Origin of the sequence: Agromyces sp. NPDC058104 (assembly GCF_042884835.1) — a bacterium.
In the GTDB taxonomy this organism is placed as follows: domain Bacteria; phylum Actinomycetota; class Actinomycetes; order Actinomycetales; family Microbacteriaceae; genus Agromyces.
In genome coordinates, this window is record NZ_JBHVTD010000004.1 from 1 (window position 1) to 18,061 (window position 18,061).

An 18,061-nucleotide genomic window follows, 5' to 3' on the forward strand; every position below is an offset into this window, starting at 1 on the left:
CGATCGGCGCCGACGATCGCCCGCGCGACCTCGGTGCGGCCGGCGCCCATGAGGCCGGCGAAGCCGAGGATCTCGCCGGCGTGGACGTCGAAGCTCACGTCGCGCAGCAGGTGCTTCGTCGAGAGGCCGCGCACCGAGAGCACCGGCTCGCCCTCGGGGGTGCGGGGCGCGGGGCGCTGCTCGCCCGAGATCTCACGGCCGACCATGAGCGAGATGATCTCGCTCGGCGCCGTCTCGGCCGTCACGCGCGTGCCGACGTACCGGCCGTCGCGCAGCACGCTGATGCGGTCGGAGATGCGCGCGAGCTCCTCCATGCGGTGGGAGATGTAGATGACGCCGGTCTCGGCCGTGCGGAACCGTTCGATCAGCTCGAACAGCACGTCGACCTCGGCGTCGTTCAGGGCCGCCGTCGGCTCGTCCATGATGAGGACCTTCGCGTCGAAGGACAGCGCCTTCGCGATCTCGACCATCTGCTGGCGGGCGACCGTCAGGTGCTCGACGCGCTCGGCGGGATCGAGCGCGAGCCCGAGCCGGTCGAAGAGCTCCTGCGCGCGCCGGTTGAGTGCCCGGTCGTCGAGGAACAGCCCGGCCTGGCGGTGCTCGCGGCCGATGAAGATGTTCTGCGCGACCGTGAGGTCGGGCATCAGGTTGAACTCCTGGTGGATGATCGAGATGCCGAGCTCCTGCGCGTGGCGCGGCCCCTCGATCGTCAGCTCGCGGCCGTTGAGGCGGAAGGTGCCGGCGTCGGGCGTGTAGATGCCGGCGAGCAGCTTCATGAGCGTCGACTTGCCCGCCCCGTTCTCGCCGACGAGCGCGAGCACCTCGCCGTGGCGGAGCTCGAGCTGCACGTCGGCGAGCGCCTGCACGCCCGGGAACCCCTTGCTGACGCCCTCGACCTCGAGGAGCGCCACGGTGCCGGCGGTCATCGCACGGCCCCGCTCGGCTCGTACTCGTTGACGACGCCCTTGCGGAGGATCAGATTGCCGTAGGGACGGAGCTCGCCGCTCCTGATGATCAGCCGGGCACCGGCCGCCCGGTCGTAGAACGCGAACCGCTCGAGCTCGTCGACGCGCTCGGCGGGCACGGCCGATGCCGCGATCAGCTCGTGCTGGACCGCGGGTCGCTCGTCGCCCTCCGCGGTCATGAGCAGCACCGAGGCCCCGTCGTAGGCGTCGGCGGGCACGACGGTGCGGACGGCCTCGACGACGCTCGCGGCGGAGAGGCCGGGTACCTCGACCACGACGGCGCCGAGCCGGTGCGCCGGGAAGTTCGCATCGGCGACGACGAGTTCGTCGCCGTGCCCGAGCCGATCGAGCGCGGCGAGCAGCTCGCCGTGGAGAATCGGGTGGATGCCGGTGAGCACGTGGTGCCTCTCTTCCTTGAGATGTGAATGAGTGTACTACTCATCCGATGTTTCAGCCCATATCAGGCGTGATCGTTGCGTTTTTGTGGCTGTCGGGGTCGATACATCAGATTACTCAAGGCGATACACCCGTTCCGCGGTGCCGCCGAGCACCGCGTCGCGATCCTTCGGCCCGAGATCGTCGAGGCACTCGCGCATGACGCGCCAGGTGGGCTGATAGCCCCCGTGCGGCACCGTCATCGGCCAGTCGCCACCGTACATGACGCGCTCGGGCGTGAATCGCTCGAGCGCGAGCTCCCAGAGCGGGCGCACCGAGTCGATCCCGAAGGTCGCGCCGGGCAGGTGGAGTCCCGAGAACTTGACGACCGTGTTCGGCAGCTCCGACAGCGCGACGAACTCGCGCGCCCACTCCGCGAACCCGTCGCGGCCGACCGGCGGCTTGGCGAGGTGGTCGATCACGACCGTGAGCTCGGGCAGCGACCCGGCGAGCCTGCGTGCCGCACCGAGGTGTCGCGGCCAGGCGTCGGGGACGTCGAACGCGAGTCCGCGCGCGGCGACCTCGGCGAGCGACGCCCGGACGGCGGGGAGATCGAGGAACTCGTCGCGCGGGTCGTCGTGCACGAGGTGGCGGATGCCGCGGAGCCGTCGCTCGCCGGCCAGCGCGTCGAGTGCGCCGAGCGCTGCGTGCGTGTCGTCGAGCGGCACCCAGCCGACGACGCCGAGCACCCAGTCGTTCGCCGCGGCCACGTCGAGCATGAAGCGCGTGTCGGCCGCCGAGTCCTCGGCCTGCACGAGGATCGCCCCGTCGATCCCGGCGGCGTCGAGCTCAGCGCGCGCCTCCTCGGGGCCGAAGTCGGCGTACAGCGGGCCGAGTTCCGGCGTGATCCACCGGTACTCGCCGACCGAGCGGTCCCAGAGGTGCAGGTGCGCATCGATGGTGCGCGGCCGGTCGCTCACGGAATGAGCCCCTGCTCGGCGAGGCTCGTCCAGAACGCCTCGGGCACCGTCTCCGCCATGCGGGCGAGGTTCTGCTCGACGCTCGCCGCGCGCGCCGAGCCGACGACGACCGAGCGCACGGCGGGGTGGCGCAGCGGGTACTGGATCGCGGCGACCGGGAGCTCGACGCCCTCGGCCGCGCAGGCCTCGGCCAGCCGCCGGGCGCGGGCCAGCACCTCGGCGGGTACCGCCGCGTAGTCGTAGCGCGCGCCCGCCTCGGGCGATGCGGTCGCGAGCAGGCCCGAGTTGAAGACCGCCGCGGCGACGACGCCGACGCCCCGCGCCTCGCACAGGGGCAGCAGCTCGGCGAGCGCCGGCTGCTCGAGCAGGGTGAAGCGGCCCGCGATCATGACGAGATCGAGGTCGCCCTCCCGCACCGCGCGCGCCGCGGCATCCGCGCTGTTCGTACCGATGCCGATCGCGCCGACGACGCCCTCGTCGCGCAGCTTCGCGAGCGCGGGCAGCCCCTCGGCGAGGCCGCGGTCGAGATCGTACGCGTCGGGGTCGTGGAGGTAGGCGATGTCGATGCGGTCGAGGCCGAGCCGCTCGAGCGAGTCCTCGATGCTCCGGCGCACGCCGGCCTCGCTCGGGTCGAACCGTCGCACCGTGCGGTTCGGCACGGCGTACTCGTGGGCCAGGTCGTCGCCGCCCGAGTAGTCGGGGTTCGGCTCGAGCACGCGGCCGACCTTGGTCGAGAGCACGTACTCGTCGCGCGGGCGGGTTCGGAGGAACTCCCCCATCCGCCGCTCGGACAGCCCGAGGCCGTAGTGGGGCGCGGTGTCGAAGTAGCGGATGCCGCCGGCCCAGGCCGCGTCGAGCGCCGCCTCCGCGTCGGCGTCCGCGACCTCCCGGTAGAGGTTGCCGATGGACGCCCCGCCGTAGCCCAGCCGGCCGAGGCCGGCCGGCGAGGCGGATCGCGCCGGGATGGTCACGCCGGCACCTCCGTGACGTGCGCGCCGCGCCAGGTGTAGCGGTCGATGGAGGCCTCGTGCATCTCGGTGCCGGCGCCGGGCGCGGTCGGCGTGAGATACCGGCCCCGCTCGACGACGGCCGGGGTGACGAAGTGCTCGTGGAGGTGATCGACGAACTCGACCATGCGGCCCTCCATCGTGCCGGACAGGGCGACGTAGTCGAACATCGAGAGGTGCTGCACCGCCTCGCAGAGCCCGACGCCGCCCGCGTGCGGGCAGACGGGCACGCCGTACTTGGCGGCGAGCACGAGGTTCGCGAGGTTCTCGTTGACGCCGCCGACGCGCGCGGCATCGATCTGCATGACGTGCATGCCGCCGGCCTGGAGCAGTTGCTTGAACACGATGCGATTCTGCACGTGCTCGCCGGTCGCGACGCGCACGGGCGCGACGCCCCGCGCGATGGCGGCGTGGCCGAGGATGTCGTCGGGGCTCGTCGGCTCCTCGATCCAGGCGAGGTCGAACCCGGCGAGCGCGCGCACCCACTCGATCGCCTCGTCGACGCCCCAGCGCTGGTTGGCGTCGATGGCGATCGGGAATCCCTCGCCGACGGCGGCCCGGGCGATGCCGAGCCGGCGCACGTCGTCGTCGAGCGAGGCGCCGACCTTGAGCTTGATCTGCGGGTAGCCGTCGGCGACGGCCTCGCGGCAGAGCCGCTCGAGCTTCGCGTCGGAGTAGCCGAGCCAGCCCGGGGTCGTCGTGTAGGCCGGGTAGCCGAGCTCGAGCAGCTTCGCCGTGCGCTCGGCGCGACCGGGCTCGGCGGCGCGGAACAGCTCGAGCGCCTCGGCCGGGGTCACGGCGTCGGAGATGTAGCGGAAGTCGATGAGCGAGACGAGCTCCTCGGGGCTGAGCCCGGCGAGCAGCTGCCAGAGGGGCAGGCCCGCGCGCTTGGCCTTGAGGTCCCAGAGGGCGTTGAGCGCTGCGCCGATCGCCATGTGCATGACGCCCTTCTCGGGGCCGAGCCAGCGCAGCTGCGAGTCGTGCGCGAGCAGCCGCCATGCCCCGCCCATGTCGTCGAGCAGCGCTTCGACGTCGCGGCCGACCAGGTGGGCGCGCAGCGCGTCGAGTGCGGCGACCTGCACGTCGTTGCCGCGACCGATGGTGAACACGAAGGCGTGCCCGGCGAGCCCGTCGGCGGCGTCCGTGCGGATGACGAGGTACGCGGCCGAGTAGTCGGGGTCGGGGTTCATGGCGTCCGACCCGTCGAGTTCGAGGGAGGTCGGGAACCGGATGTCCCGGGTATCAACGCTGACGATCGTGCTCATGACGTCCTTTCGTGGGGCGACACGAGCATAAACATCGGATGTCTCGACTGTCAACCGTGAACTTCTGTGCAAGAATCTCGGTGAAACCGGCCTGATCGCAGTGGATACTTCAGATGTTCACGCAGTGCCGCGAGTGGAAGGACCAGCGATGAGATTCGCCAGGCTCGGCGACCCCGGCTCCGAGATCCCCGTGCTCCTCGACGGGGCGCGCACCCTCGATCTCCGCGGCGTGACCCGCGACATCGACGCGGCGTTCCTCGCCGGCGACGGGCGCGAGCGCGCCGGCGCGGCCCTCGCGGCCGGCGAGCTGCCCGAGCTCGACGGCGCCGACGGACTGCGCATCGGGGCCCCCATCGCTCGGCCGGGCGCCGTGTACTGCATCGGCATGAACTACGCCGCGCACGCCGCCGAGTCGGGCTCGGCGCCGCCCGAGCACCTCGTGATGTTCATGAAGTCGCCGAACACGGTCGTCGGCCCGAACGACGACGTCGCGATCCCCCGCGGCAGCACCAGGACCGACTGGGAGGTCGAGCTCGGCATCGTGATCGGCCGTCGCGCGAGCGCGCTCGACTCCCCCGCCGACGCGCGGGCGCACATCGCCGGCTTCGTCACCGCCAACGACCTCTCGGAGCGCGACTGGCAGCTCGCCGTCTCGGGCGGCCAGTGGTCGAAGGGCAAGAGCGCACCGGGCTTCTGCCCCACCGGGCCCTGGCTCGCGACGCCCGACGAGCTCGACGCCGACGACGTGCGGCTGCGCAGCTTCGTCAACGGCGAACCCCGGCAGGACTCGCGCACGGGCGACCTCATCTTCGGCATCGACACGATCGTGTGGCAGCTGAGCCAGTACCTCGCCCTCGACCCCGGCGACCTCGTGCTGACCGGCACCCCCGAGGGCGTCGCCCTCTCGGGCCGCTTCCCCTACCTCGGCGCCGGCGACGTCGTCGAGATCGAGATCGACGGGCTCGGCCGCCAGCGCCAGCGCTACGTCGACGCCTGAACCCGCGATCGAGAGGAACACCATGAGCCAGCAACCCACCGGAACCGCCGAGTTCGACGGCCTCGTCGCCGTCGTCACGGGCGGCGCGTCGGGCATCGGCGCCGCCATCGCGGGGCGGCTCCGCAGCGGCGGGGCGCGCGTCGCCGTCTTCGACCTCGCCCCGGATGCCGCCCCGCACGCCGATCTCGCGGTCGCGGTCGACATCGCCGACGACGCGAGCGTGCGCGCGGGCGTGGATCGCGTCGTCGCGGAGTTCGGGCGGCTCGACGTCGTCGTCAACAACGCCGGCATCGGCGCCCAGGGCGACATCGCGGCGAACGACGACGACGAATGGCGCCGTGTGCTCGACGTCAACGTGCTCGGCACGGTGCGCGTGTCACGGGCCGCCCTGCCCCACCTCCGCGTCTCCCCCGCCGCGGCGATCGTGAACACCTCGTCGATCGCCGCGACGGCCGGCCTGCCCCAGCGGGCGCTCTACAGCGCGAGCAAGGGCGCGATCTCCGCGCTCACCCGGGCCATGGCCGCCGATCACCTGCGCGAGGGCATCCGCGTGAACGCCGTGAACCCCGGAACCGCCGACACCCCGTGGGTGGGGCGACTGCTCGACTCGGCCGACGACCCCGCGGCCGAACGCGCCGCGCTCGAGGCGCGCCAGCCGCACGGGCGCCTCGTCGACCCCGACGAGGTCGCCGGCGCCGTCGCGTATCTCGCGAGCCCGGCGTCGGGGTCGACGACCGGAGTCTCGCTCGCCGTCGACGGCGGCATGCAGGAGCTCCGGCTCCGCCCCGCGCCGTAGCGCGCTCGGTGCGCGGCCGGCGGTCGCTCCCCGGCCGCGCACCCTCCGGCCCCATCGCGGTCCCGCCGAGCTCGCACCGAGGCGCCCGTCGATTGTCGACACCGCGGCGTATGCGAACGCATTCGTTGTACATGCCGCACAGAGCGGTCGGAGACGGGCCCGCTAGCCTAGACAGGTGAAGTTCGCGCACCTGAGAGCCGAAGGCCAATCGACCCCTCGACTCGCGGTGGTCGTCGCGGAAGCCGCGCTCTTCCTCGACGAGATCATGGCCGAGGCGCCCCGCGACCTCCAGGACCTCATCGAGCAGGGCGACGAGGGGCTCGCCGCGGTCCGCCAGGCCGTCGACGCGGGTCTCGCCGCAGGCGCGGGCCTGACGCCCGTCTCCGAGCTCCGGCACTCCTCCGCCGTGCTCCGCCCGGCGCAGGTCATCGCCATCGGGGCGAACTACGCCGCGCACGCCTCCGAGCTGAAGCTCCGCTCCGAGACGGCGATGACGATCTTCTCGCTCTGGCCGAACTCGCTCGCGGCGCACGGCGCCACCACGACCTGGCCCGGCGACCTCGCCACCCAGGTCGACTACGAGGCCGAGCTCGGCGTCATCATCGGCAAGCCGGCCCGCGGCGTGCAGGCCCGCGACGCCCTCGACTACGTCTGGGGCTACACGGTCGTGAACGACATCACCGCCCGCGACATCCAGTTCAGCGAGGCGCAGTGGTCGCGCTGCAAGTCGTTCGACGGCTTCACGCCGACGGGCCCCGTCGTCGTCACCGCCGACGAAATCCCCGACCCGCAGGATCTCTGGCTCACCACGAACCTCGACGGCCGCATCCTGCAGGACGCGTCGACCAATGAGATGGTGCGCAGCGTGGCCGACATCATCGAGTACCTGTCGCGCTCGGCCACCGTGCCGCCCGGCACGCTCATCTCGACGGGCAGCCCCGGCGGCGCCGGCTACTCGCGCAACCCGCAGGTGTTCCTCCGCGACGGCTCGACCGTCACCGTGACGATCGAGGGCATCGGCTCGCTCACCACGCACTGCCGCGTGATCTGAGCCGGTCCTGCCGCGAACTGGCGAACCCCGCCCGCCGCGAGCGATGCCCCGGGGCGCCGCGCACCGCGACGCCCCGGGGCATCCGCCCTACTCGTGCGGTTCGGAGTGGAGCTCCTGCACCGGGATCACCGTCGTGATCGGCCGGATGCCCGAGAGCTTCGAGGGCTGCAGCTGGGCCATCACCTCGTCGCGGCTCATGAGCCCGGCCTCCACGACCAGGTCGGCGACCGGGCGGCCCGTGGCGAGGGCCAGCTTCGCGAGCTTCGCCGCCTCGGTGTAGCCGATGAACGGGATGAGCGCGGTGATCACGCCCACGCTCGACGCGACCATCTGCTCGAGCCGGTCGGTGTTCGCCGTGATGCCGTCGACGCAGTTGACCCGGAGGGTCCAGCAGGCCTGGCGCATCCAGGTGATCGACTGCAGCAGCGAGTGCGCAATCACCGGCTCGAAGGCGTTGAGCTGCAGCTGGCCGCTCTCCGCGGCCATCATGACGGTGACGTCGGCGCCGGCGACCGCGTAGGCCACCTGGCTCACGGCCTCGGGGATGACGGGGTTCACCTTGCCGGGCATGATCGACGAACCCGCCTGCATGGGCGGCAGGTTGATCTCGCCGAGTCCCGCCTGCGGGCCCGACGAGAGCAGGCGCAGGTCGTTGCAGATCTTCGAGAGCTTGATGGCGCTGCGCTTCAGCGCGCTCGAGAAGGTCATGAAGACGCCCGTGTCGCTCGTCGCCTCGATGAGGTCGGGCGCGGTCTCGAGGCGCAGCCCGGTGATGCCGCTCAGGTGCTCGACGACGGATGCCGCGTAGCCCGGGTCGGCCGTGATGCCGGTGCCGATCGCGGTCGCGCCGAGGTTCACCTCGCCGAGGAGCTTGATGGTCTCGCGCAGCCGGTCGATGTCCTCGCCGAGCGTCGTCGCGTAGCCGTGGAACTCCTGCCCGAGGGTCATCGGCACCGCGTCCTGCAGCTGCGTGCGGCCGACCTTCAGCACCTCGTGGAACTCGCGGCCCTTGCGGCTGAACGCGATGCGCAGCTGGTCGAGCTCGACGAGCATCGTGCGCAGCGAGAACGCCATCGCGATCTTGACCGCGGTCGGATAGGTGTCGTTCGTCGACTGGCTGCGGTTGACGTCGTCGATCGGATGGAGCACGTCGTAGCGGCCCTTGGGGTAGCCGGCGATCTCGAGCGAGAGGTTCGCGATGACCTCGTTCGCGTTCATGTTCGTCGACGTGCCCGCACCGCCCTGGATCACCCCGACGATGAACTGCTCGTGCAGCTCGCCGTCGATGATCCGCTGGCACGCCTCGTCGATCCACGCGGCCTTCTTCGGGTCGAGCACGCCGACCTCGCGGTTCGCCCGGGCGGCGGCCTGCTTCACCGAGGCGAGGGCGACCACGAGCTCGGGGTAGACCGAGATGGGCCGCTTCGAGATCGGGAAGTTCTCGAGCGCCCGCTTCGTGTGCACGCCCCAGTAGGCGTCGGCGGGCACCTCGACCGAGCCGAGCGAGTCGGTCTCGATCCGGGTCGCCGGGGTGGTCTCGGGCACGTGCATGTCGTTCCTCCACGGAGCCGTGCGGCGGCGTCATCGTTCGGACGCGCCGGAACCGGCCCCATCGCCTCAGTCGCGCGGGATCGCCGCGCGGTCGTCCCTTCGAGCCTATCCCGCGGGGCCGCCGCGAGGGCAGTCCGCGGGGCGGGCGAGGCGTCCGGTTCCCGCCCCCGGGCGGGACGCTCTGCACGGGACGGCGGCGGCGCACGACGAGCGGGGCCCGGGCCGTGCCCGGGCCCCCGCTCGGGGCGATCCCGCCGTGCCGCCTAGAGGAACGCGAAGGGCAGCAGCGCGAGGCCGAAGACCGCCGCGCCGAGCGCGACGAGCGTCGCCCCGGCGAGGATGACCGCGTTGAGCACGATGCCCCAGATCGCCATCGTGCGGGCGGCCGGCTCGCGCTTGAGCGCCATGATGCCGAGCACGAGGCCGACGATCGGCACGACGAAGCTGTAGCCCGCGACGATCGAGACGATGCCGAGCACGAGGCTCGCGATGCTGAACCCGCGCGACTCCGCGATCGGCGCGGCAGCGGGGTGCGGCTCCGCGTACGGCGCCCGGGTTGCGGTGTCGGTGACGGTGGTCATGAGATGGTCTCCTGTTCGTGAGTGCTGCCCGTTCGTGGGCATGAGACCACGCTACGGACGCGGCACGGCCTCCGACATGGGGCTATCCCCCCGGTACGATCTGAAGGATCCCACCCCTCGACTCCCGAACGGAGCAGCATGACCCTGCCCTGGACCCTGCACGGCGACGGCAAGAACGTCCGACCCGGTGAGGTCGTCGCCCCCGGCGAACGACTCAGCTGGCCCCGCACGATCGGCCTCGGCGCGCAGCACGTCGTCGCCATGTTCGGCGCGACCTTCCTCGTGCCGATCCTCACGGGCTTCCCGCCCGCGACGACCCTGTTCTTCTCGGGCCTCGGCACGATCCTCTTCCTCGTGATCACGAAGAACCGGGTGCCGAGCTACCTCGGCTCCTCGTTCGCGTTCATCGCCCCCATCACCGCCGCGATGGGCGCGGAGGGCATCGCCGACCCGATGGGCGCCGCGCTCTTCGGCATCGTCGTCGTCGGCGTGCTCCTCGCCCTCGTGGGCCTCCTCGTGCAGTGGGTCGGCACGCGCTGGATCGACGCGCTCATGCCGCCCGTCGTCGCCGGTGCGATCGTCGCCCTGATCGGGTTCAACCTGGCGCCCGCCGCGAAGAACAACTTCATGCTCGCGCCGCTGACCGCGCTCATCACCCTCGCCGCCGTGATCATCGCGAGCGTCGCCTTCCGCGGCATCCTCGGGCGCATGTCGATCCTCCTCGGCGTCGTGATCGGCTACGTCGCCGCAGCGATCCAGGGCGAGATCGACTTCGCCCGCATCGAGGATGCCGCGTGGATCGGCCTGCCGACCTTCCACCTCGCGGCGAACCCGTTCACGGATTCGGCGATCTGGGGCTTCCTCCCCGCGTTCCTGCCGGTCGTGCTCGTGCTCATCGCCGAGAACGTGGGCCACATCAAGGGCGTCGCCCAGATGACCGACCCCTCGGTGAACAGGTCGACCGGGCGCGCGCTCTTCGCCGACGGCCTCGCCACGACCGTCGCCGGCCTCTTCGGGGGTTCGGGCACGACGACCTACGGCGAGAACATCGGCGTGATGGCGGCGACCCGCGTCTACTCGACCGCCGCCTACTGGATCGCCGGCATCGTCGCGGTGCTCCTCGGCCTCTCGCCCAAGTTCGGCGAGGTCATCAACACGATCCCCCCGGGCGTGCTCGGCGGCGTCACCACGGCGCTGTACGGCCTCATCGGCATCATCGGCGTGAAGATCTGGCTCGACAACAAGGTCGACTTCTCGAAGCCGGTGAACCAGTTCACCGCCGCGACGGCCCTCATCATCGGCATCGCCGACTTCACCTTCGCCGTCGGCGGGGTCTCGTTCAACGGCATCGCGCTCGGCACGATCGCCGCCATCGTGATCTACCACCTCATGAACGGCATCGCGAAGGCGCGCGGCACGAACTGAGCGCCGCCACGAGAGACACGGATGCCCCTGGCTGCAGTCGCAGCCCGGGGCATCCCTCGTTCGCGCGGGATCAGGCGAAGAGCGCCTCGATCGGCCCGCGCGCGAAGTACAGCACGAAGCCGGCGGCGACGACCCACAGGAGCGGGTGGATGGTCTTGGCCTTGCCCGACAGCGCGTTGACGACGACCCAGCTCACGAAGCCCGCCCCGATGCCGTTCGCGATCGAGTAGGTCATCGGCATCACCGTGACGGTGAGGAAGACCGGCAGCAGCACGCGGTAGTCGGTGAAGTCGATGTGCTTGATCTGCGAGAGCATCATGGCCCCGACGAGCACGAGGGCGGCGCCGGCGATCGCACCGGGCACGAGCGAGGTGAGCGGCGTGAAGAACATCGCGAGCAGGAACAGGCCGCCCGTGACGACGTTGGCGAGGCCCGTGCGCGCGCCCTCGCCGATGCCCGAGCCCGACTCGACGAACACCGTCGCCGACGACGACGAGGTGCCGCCGCCCACGATGGCGCCGACGCCCTCGACGACGAGCGCCGACTTGATGCGCGGGAAGTCGCCCGTCGCGTCGGCGAGGTCGGCCTCCTTGGCGAGGCCGGTCATGGTGCCCATCGCGTCGAAGAAGTTCGAGAAGACGAGGGTGAAGACGATCATGACGAGCGCGAGGACCCCGACCTTCGAGAGGTCGAAGCCGAAGTCGACGGCGCCGATGAGGCTCAGGTCGGGCAGGCTCACGATGCCGCCGGCGAAGCCGAAGTCGAGCCCGAACGGCCAGATGGCGTTGGTCACCGCGGCGAGGACCGTGCCGCCGACGAGCGCGATGAGGATCGCCCCCTTCACACGGAGCGCGATCAGGATGCCGCCCGCGAGCAGCGTGATGACGAAGAGCAGGGTGGGCAGGCTCGCGACCGAGCCGCCGATGCCGAGGTCGACCGGCGGCGACGGGTTGCCGGTGGCCGTGACGAAGCCCGCGTTCACGAAGCCGATGAACGCGATGAAGAGCCCGATGCCGACGGTGATGGCGAGCTTCAGCTCCACCGGGACGGCGTCGAAGATCATCTTCCGAAGCCCCGTGGCCGCGAGCAGCACGATGACGATGCCGTTGATCACGACGAGCGCCATCGCCTCGGGCCAGGTGACCGAGCCCACGACCGAGAACGCGAGGAACGCGTTGATGCCGAGCCCGGCGGCGAAGGCGAACGGCAGGCGCGTGACGAGGCCGAAGAGCACCGTCATGACGCCCGCGGTGAGCGCCGTGGCCGCGGCGATCGCGGCGCCGTTCAGCGTGTTGCCGTCGACGTCGGGCGTCGACAGGATGATCGGGTTGAGGATGACGATGTACGCCATCGTCACGAAGGTGACGATGCCGCCGCGCACCTCGGTCGCGTAGTTGGAGCCGCGCTTCGTGATCTCGAAGAAGCGGTCGACGGCGCCGACCGGCTGCTTCTCGGCCGGGTCGGCGGGGTCGGTCGTCGGGGTGGTTGCAGTGGTCATCCGGGAACCTTCGATGAGGGACGAGCGCCGGGGGCGCACGACGGGTGGTCTGTCGAGTATGGAGTTGGGGTGGTGGAACGGGTGCGCGACGCGGTCAGCTGAACATCTTGATGATGTGGTCGCCGACGATCAGGTAGATGCCCACGAGCACGGCCACGCCGCTGAGCGCGAAGCAGGCCCACGCGCCGACGAGCGCGGCGCGCTTCTGGCCGTCGGTGAGGGGGCTCTTCTTGGCGGCCTTCTTCGCGCGCTTCTCGGCCTGCTTGATCTCGGCGGGCGTCACGATGGTGATCGCGTCGGTGAACTCGGCCGGCGTCACGATCGGGGTGCGCCCCGAGACGGTCAGCAGGCGGATGCCGAGCGAGTAGGCGGAGACGACGACGGCGGTGCCGATGAGCGCCGAGACGAACACGAGGAGGAATGCGAGCCAGTCGATCACGACGTCACCTTCTTCTTCGGCTTGGGGTTGCGCTTGATCTTCACGGCGCGGCCCGAGTGCGCGACCTCGCTGACGACGTTGTGGTGAGAGACCTCGCTGCGACGCGACCACAGGAAGATGCCGACGATGACGCCGACGCCGACGACGGTGTCGATGATGACGCCGACGACGCCCATGTGCGCGACGAGCGCGGCGAGCGCGCCGACGGCGCCCGCGGCCGGCAGGGTCAGCAGCCAGCCGACGCCGATGCGCCCTGCAGTGCGCCAGCGCACCTTGGAGCCGCGGCGCCCGAGGCCCGAGCCGATGACCGAGCCCGAGGCGACCTGCGTCGTCGAGAGCGCGAAGCCGACGTGGCTCGAGGCGAGGATGGTCGCGGCGGTCGCGGTCTCGGCCGCGAAGCCCTGCGCCGGCTTGACGTCGGTGAGGCCGGTGCCGAGCGTCTTGATGATGCGCCAGCCGCCCATGTAGGTGCCGAGCGCGATCGCGACCGCGCAGGTCACGATGACCCACGGGTACACGTCGCTGCCGGCGGGCTGGAGACCTGCGGCGACGAGGGTGAGGGTGATGACGCCCATGGTCTTCTGCGCGTCGTTCGTGCCGTGCGCGAGGGCGACGAGCGAGGAGGAGAAGATCTGCGCGTGGCGGAAGCCGTCGCGGCCGTCGGGCTTTCCGTCGTAGCGGCGCGTGATGGCGTACGCGAGCTTCGTCGCAGCGTAGGCGATGAGGCCCGCGGTCAGCGGGGCGAGGATCGCCGGCAGGATGACCTTCGACATGACGACGGAGAAGTCGATCGCGCTGACGCCGAAGCCGACGAGGGTGGCGCCGATGAGGCCGCCGAACAGGGCGTGGCTCGACGAGGAGGGCAGGCCCAGCAGCCAGGTGACCATGTTCCACACGATCGCTCCGATGAGGCCGGCGAAGATCAGCTCGGGCGTGATCAGCACGCCGCCGTCGCCCTCCTTGATGATGCCGCCCGAGATCGTCTTCGCCACCTCGGTGGAGAGGAACGCGCCGACGAGGTTCAGGAGGGCTGCGAGCGTGACCGCGGTCTTCGGCTTCAGCGCACCGGTGGCGATGGGCGTCGCCATCGCGTTGGCGGTGTCGTGGAAGCCGTTCGTGAAGTCGAAGAAGAGCGCCAGTGCGATGACCAGCACGACGATGAGGGTGAGATCCACCGGCGTCTTTCTTGCGAGAGGGAAGAGTTCACCTGGAGTTCAGGAACCCCGTCGATCCTACGCGACCGATCCGTGCTCCGTCACCACAGTGGCGAGATCCTCGCCGAACACGAAGGTGCGGCGCACCTCGCCGCCCGCGAGCACGCCGGGCAGCCACCGTTTCGCGTCGTCCCACATCTGCGCGTACGGCACCTCGGCGAGGGCGAACCACTCGGGGTCGAGCTCGTCGGATGCCACGGGGTCGCCCTGCCAGCGGCGGCCGACGAACACGGTCGACTCCTGGCTCCACGACTCGCGGTGCGGGAAGTGGTAGCTGAGGAGGCCGCGCGGCTCGAGGTCGCCGGCGACCACGACGAGGCCCGACTCCTCGAAGACCTCGCGCACCGCGGCATCCACCGCCTGTTCGCCGGGTTCGAGCTTGCCGCCGAGCCCGACGTAGTAGCCCTCGCCCAGGCCGTGCTTCTTGCGCCCGAGGAGCACCTCGGTGACCCCGTCGCGTTCGCGGAGGAGGTAGCAGACGCAGACCTGGTACATGGGTGGTTCCCGTCGACCGATCAGCCGAAGAGGATGCGCGCCTCGTCGTAGCGCGACTGCGGCACCCGGTTCAGGGTGCCGACGGCCTCGGCGATCGAGACGGTCTTGATGTCGGTGCCGCGGAGGGTGACCATCGAGCCCCACGCGTTGTCGTACACGGCGTCGATCGCGGCCATGCCGAGGCGGGTGGCGAGCACCCGGTCGTAGGCCGACGGCGCGCCGCCGCGCTGGATGTGGCCGAGCACGGTCGCGCGGGACTCGATGCCCGTGCGCTCCTCGATCATCGGGGCGAGGATGTCGGCGATGCCGCCGAGGCGCGGGCGGTTGAACGCGTCGAGGCCCTTGTGCGAGTGCGCCTCGTCCATGCCCTCGAGCGTGAAGCCCTCGGCGACGACCACGAGCGGGGAACGGCCGCGGTCGCGCACCGACTCGACCCACTCGCAGATCTGCTCGATCGACTGGGGCTGCTCGGGGATGAGGATCGCGTGCGCTCCCCCGGCCATGCCCGAGTGCAGGGCGATCCAGCCGACGTGGCGGCCCATGACCTCGAGCACCATGCAGCGGCCGTGCGAGTCGGCGGTCGTGCGGAGGCGGTCGATCGCCTCGGTCGCGATCTCGACCGCGGTGTCGAAGCCGAACGAGTAGTCGGTGGCGGCGAGGTCGTTGTCGATCGTCTTGGGGACGCCGACGACGTTGATGCCGCCCTCGTCGTGCAGCCGGCGGGCCGCGGTGAGCGTGCCCTCGCCGCCGATCGCGATGATCGCGTCGATGCCGTGCTCGTCGAGCATGCGCTGGATGTTCTCGGGGCCGCCGCCCTCGCCCTCGAAGGGGTTGGTGCGGCTCGAGCCCAGGATCGTGCCGCCCTGCTTCGAGAGGCCGCGCACGTCGTGGCGCGTGATGGGCATGATGTCGGCCTCGACGACGCCCTTCCAGCCCCAGCGGAAGCCGACGAACTCCGTCTCGTGCGAGATGACGCCCCGGAGGACGGCACCGCGGATGACGGCGTTCAACCCCGGGCAGTCGCCGCCGGAGGTGAGGATTCCGATCTTCATGACGCGTGGGACTCCTTGCACTGGGGGAAATCGTCGCTGGAGCCGCTTCATCGGGGCACGACGTTCGGAAGTCTAGCGAACCTCGACTCTGCTGAGACGGCTCGGGCGCCGCCGCGAATCAAGGTCGCCAGAAACCCGCAAGCATCGCGCCAGATGCAGGGCGTCCGAGACGATCCGCGCCTACAGCGCCCCGTCGAGCGCCTGCCGGAGCAGGTGCTGGAGGGCGTCGAGCTGCACCGAGTCAGCCGAGCCGGGCTCGACGTCCTGGCCGTCGAGCGCGCGGGCCGCGAGGCCCTGCTTCGAGTCGATGAGCTCGGCGATGCGAGCGTCGATCGTGTGGGCGGCGATGATGCGCCACGCGGTGACCGGCTCCTCCTGGCCGATGCGGTGCACGCGGTCGATCGCCTGGGTCTGCTCGGCGGCCGTCCAGCTGAGCTCGGCGAGCACGACGTTCGACGCGGCCTGGAGGTTCACGCCGACGCCCGCCGCGGTGAGCGAGCAGACGGCGACCGAGACCTCGGGGTCCTTGTTGAACGCGTCGATCGCGGCCTGGCGCTGCAGCGCGGTCTGGTCGCCGCGCAGCGACACGGTCCGCAGTTCGCGTGCGGCGAAGGCCGCCTCTGCCTGGTCCATGACGTCGATGTGCTTCGCGAAGAAGACGACCTTGCCGACCGAACGGGCGAGCTGGGCGGCGTAGTCGGCCGCGAGCCCGGCCTTCGCCTGGCCGATGCGGCGCACCATCGTGAAGACGTTCTCGCCCGACTTCGACGACTTCGACTCCTCGAGCTCGGCGCTCGCGACGGCCCGGATGAACTGGTCGCGGGTGTCCTCGTCGAGGTCGCCGACCTTCAGGTGGCGGGCCTCGACGAGCGCGCGGAACCGCGAGGCGAGGCGGTTGCCGAGCTCGCGCTCGGCGGCGCGCACCGAGCGGCCGAGCTCGTCGTCGAGCTCGACGGGCAGGTCGGCGATGCGCTTCGCAGGCAGGTCGGCCGCGACATCCACCTTGCGACGGCGCACGATGCCGAGATCGATGACGGTGCGCCGGGCCTCGGAGTAGAAGCCGGGCTCTGCGGGGGTGAGCCCGGTCTCCTCGAGCTTCGCGAGGAGCTCGGCCGAGGGCTTGTCGCCGTCGATCCAGCCGAGGAACTTCCAGATGGCGCGGAAGTCGTCGACGTCGTTGATGAGCGGCGTGCCCGTGAGGGCGAGCAGCAGCGGGTTGCCGCCGGGGGTCGACTTGCGGATGCGCTCGGCGAGCGCGAGCACGTTCTTCGAGCGCTGCGACTGCAGGTTCTTGATGAAGTGCGCCTCGTCGACGACCATGCCGCGGAAGCCGAGCGTCGACAGCCACGCCATGTGCCGGTCGAGCACGTCGTAGTTCACGATGACGACGTCGGCGAAGGCGTCGAGCGTGTCGCCGTCGCCGTGGATCACGGTGGCGCGGCGGTGCGGGGTCCACCGTTCGACCTCGCGCGCCCAGTTCATCTTCACGACGTTGGGCACGACCGCGAGCAGCGGGTAGGCGTTCGCGACGGATGCCGCGAGCACCGACTGGGCTGTCTTGCCGAGGCCCGGCTCGTCGGCGAGCAGGAACGCGCGGTGGCCCTCGCGGGCGCTCTCGATGAATCGGGCCTGGTGCTTCATGAGCTCGAGGCCGCGCGGCGAGAGGCGGTCGGCCTTGGGCGCCTCGGGCAGCTCCATCGAGGCGGCCTGGCCGCCCGAGCCCTGCTCGAACGACTTGAAGAGGGGGCCGAGCAGCTCCCAGTTGGCGAGCCGGCGCACGGGCACGAGCGGCGCGGCGGGCTTCGAGAAGTCGGGCGCGAGGAACGGGTTCGCGAGCTGGCGCGACTTCACCGAGGCGGGGATGACCTGGTTCTCGGAGACCTCGAGCTTCACCTCGGGCTCGCGCGTGATGATGAGCTCGTCGGGGCTCAGCTCGGCGCCCGACTCGAGCAGCCAGTCGCGGCGGAATCGCTGCGCGACCGTGGAGATCGAGGCGTCGGGCTCGAGCAGCTGGATGAGGCTCGTGTCGCGGGCGGCGGTCTTCGCGAGGATCTGCGCGATGCCGTCGAGCCGCTTCAGGAGCTCGGCGCGGGCCGCGTCGCCGATCTCGGCGTCGGCCTTGACCCGGGCGCGCTCCTCGCGCATGAGCAGCGCGATGACCTGGAACTTGGTGCGGTTCGTCGGGCCGAGCTTGCCCTTCTGCGCCTTCTGCTCGACCTCTCGCACCTTGCGGGCGAGGATCGGGATGATGGGTGCTTCGTCGTCGCGCGAACGCGTACGCTGCCGCTGCCTCGTCTGGGCCATGGTCCTCCCGTTTCCTTCGTGCCGTGCCCGGCACGCCCCCTCGGCACCACCTGGTGATCGAGCCCG

17 protein-coding genes are annotated in these 18,061 nt (G+C 71.1%); 4 read left to right on the top strand and 13 right to left on the bottom strand.

The features are described 5' to 3' along the window. The 5 genes from ACFVTH_RS17465 to ACFVTH_RS17485 all read right to left on the bottom strand — a co-directional run. Positions 1-926: sugar ABC transporter ATP-binding protein (locus ACFVTH_RS17465; protein ID WP_387093692.1), on the bottom strand; the 926-nt coding region annotated here is incomplete at its 3' end. After that, positions 923-1,363: an RbsD/FucU family protein gene (locus ACFVTH_RS17470; protein WP_387093694.1), complete on the bottom strand. Its 441-nt coding sequence runs from the start codon at positions 1,361-1,363 to the stop codon at positions 923-925. The genes ACFVTH_RS17465 and ACFVTH_RS17470, both read right to left, overlap by 4 nt. Before the next feature lie 111 nt (positions 1,364-1,474). Continuing rightward, positions 1,475-2,320 (bottom strand): amidohydrolase family protein, encoded by an 846-nt coding sequence (locus ACFVTH_RS17475; RefSeq protein WP_387093697.1) that lies wholly within the window; start codon positions 2,318-2,320, stop codon positions 1,475-1,477. Beyond that, a complete protein-coding gene (locus tag ACFVTH_RS17480; protein ID WP_387093700.1) occupies positions 2,317-3,291 on the bottom strand; it encodes an aldo/keto reductase in 975 nt (324 codons plus the stop codon). Before ACFVTH_RS17480 ends, ACFVTH_RS17475 begins: the two co-directional genes overlap by 4 nt. After that, the gene (locus tag ACFVTH_RS17485; RefSeq protein WP_387093703.1) at positions 3,288-4,592 is read right to left on the bottom strand and encodes an L-fuconate dehydratase; all 1,305 of its coding nucleotides are present in this window, start codon (positions 4,590-4,592) and stop codon (positions 3,288-3,290) included. The genes ACFVTH_RS17480 and ACFVTH_RS17485 overlap by 4 nt, the downstream gene beginning before the upstream one ends. A gap of 148 nt (positions 4,593-4,740) precedes the next feature. Between ACFVTH_RS17485 and ACFVTH_RS17490 the strand changes: the two genes are divergently transcribed. The 3 genes from ACFVTH_RS17490 to ACFVTH_RS17500 all read left to right on the top strand — a co-directional run bounded on the left by ACFVTH_RS17490 (position 4,741) and on the right by ACFVTH_RS17500 (position 7,436). Next, positions 4,741-5,589 (top strand): fumarylacetoacetate hydrolase family protein, encoded by an 849-nt coding sequence (locus ACFVTH_RS17490; protein ID WP_387093705.1) that lies wholly within the window; start codon positions 4,741-4,743, stop codon positions 5,587-5,589. Positions 5,590-5,611: 22 nt separating this feature from the next. Continuing rightward, positions 5,612-6,385, top strand: coding sequence for an SDR family NAD(P)-dependent oxidoreductase (locus tag ACFVTH_RS17495; protein ID WP_387093707.1), 774 nt, complete (start codon positions 5,612-5,614; stop codon positions 6,383-6,385). A gap of 175 nt (positions 6,386-6,560) precedes the next feature. After that, a complete protein-coding gene (locus tag ACFVTH_RS17500) occupies positions 6,561-7,436 on the top strand; it encodes a fumarylacetoacetate hydrolase family protein (RefSeq protein WP_387093709.1) in 876 nt (291 codons plus the stop codon). Between the two features lie 87 nt (positions 7,437-7,523). Here ACFVTH_RS17500 and ACFVTH_RS17505 read toward each other — a convergent pair whose 3' ends face one another. Continuing rightward, entirely contained in the window at positions 7,524-8,987 is a 1,464-nt protein-coding gene (locus tag ACFVTH_RS17505; RefSeq protein ID WP_387093712.1) for an aspartate ammonia-lyase, read from the bottom strand. 263 nt (positions 8,988-9,250) lie between these two features. Continuing rightward, positions 9,251-9,568, bottom strand: a complete 318-nt coding sequence (locus tag ACFVTH_RS17510) for a DUF4190 domain-containing protein (protein WP_386942031.1) — start codon at positions 9,566-9,568, stop codon at positions 9,251-9,253. Between the two features lie 138 nt (positions 9,569-9,706). Between ACFVTH_RS17510 and ACFVTH_RS17515 the strand changes: the two genes are divergently transcribed. After that, on the top strand, positions 9,707-10,993 hold the full coding sequence (locus tag ACFVTH_RS17515; protein ID WP_387093714.1) for a uracil-xanthine permease family protein: 1,287 nt from the start codon (positions 9,707-9,709) through the stop codon (positions 10,991-10,993). Between the two features lie 70 nt (positions 10,994-11,063). On the opposite strand, the gene ACFVTH_RS17520 is transcribed toward ACFVTH_RS17515, so the two are convergent. The 6 genes from ACFVTH_RS17520 to ACFVTH_RS17545 all read right to left on the bottom strand — a co-directional run bounded on the left by ACFVTH_RS17520 (position 11,064) and on the right by ACFVTH_RS17545 (position 17,995). Next, positions 11,064-12,491, bottom strand: a complete 1,428-nt coding sequence (locus ACFVTH_RS17520) for an NCS2 family permease (RefSeq protein WP_387093717.1) — start codon at positions 12,489-12,491, stop codon at positions 11,064-11,066. Between the two features lie 94 nt (positions 12,492-12,585). Beyond that, positions 12,586-12,930 (bottom strand): peptidase, encoded by a 345-nt coding sequence (locus tag ACFVTH_RS17525; protein ID WP_387093720.1) that lies wholly within the window; start codon positions 12,928-12,930, stop codon positions 12,586-12,588. Next, on the bottom strand, positions 12,927-14,105 hold the full coding sequence (locus ACFVTH_RS17530) for an anion permease (protein ID WP_387093723.1): 1,179 nt from the start codon (positions 14,103-14,105) through the stop codon (positions 12,927-12,929). The genes ACFVTH_RS17525 and ACFVTH_RS17530 overlap by 4 nt, the downstream gene beginning before the upstream one ends. A 57-nt stretch (positions 14,106-14,162) precedes the next feature. Beyond that, positions 14,163-14,639, bottom strand: a complete 477-nt coding sequence (locus ACFVTH_RS17535) for an 8-oxo-dGTP diphosphatase (RefSeq protein ID WP_387093725.1) — start codon at positions 14,637-14,639, stop codon at positions 14,163-14,165. A gap of 20 nt (positions 14,640-14,659) precedes the next feature. Then, complete coding sequence (locus ACFVTH_RS17540) at positions 14,660-15,691, bottom strand: 6-phosphofructokinase (RefSeq protein WP_387093728.1); 1,032 nt, start codon at positions 15,689-15,691, stop codon at positions 14,660-14,662. 180 nt (positions 15,692-15,871) lie between these two features. After that, entirely contained in the window at positions 15,872-17,995 is a 2,124-nt protein-coding gene (locus ACFVTH_RS17545; RefSeq protein WP_387093731.1) for a DEAD/DEAH box helicase, read from the bottom strand. Between the last annotated feature and the right edge of the window lie 66 nt (positions 17,996-18,061).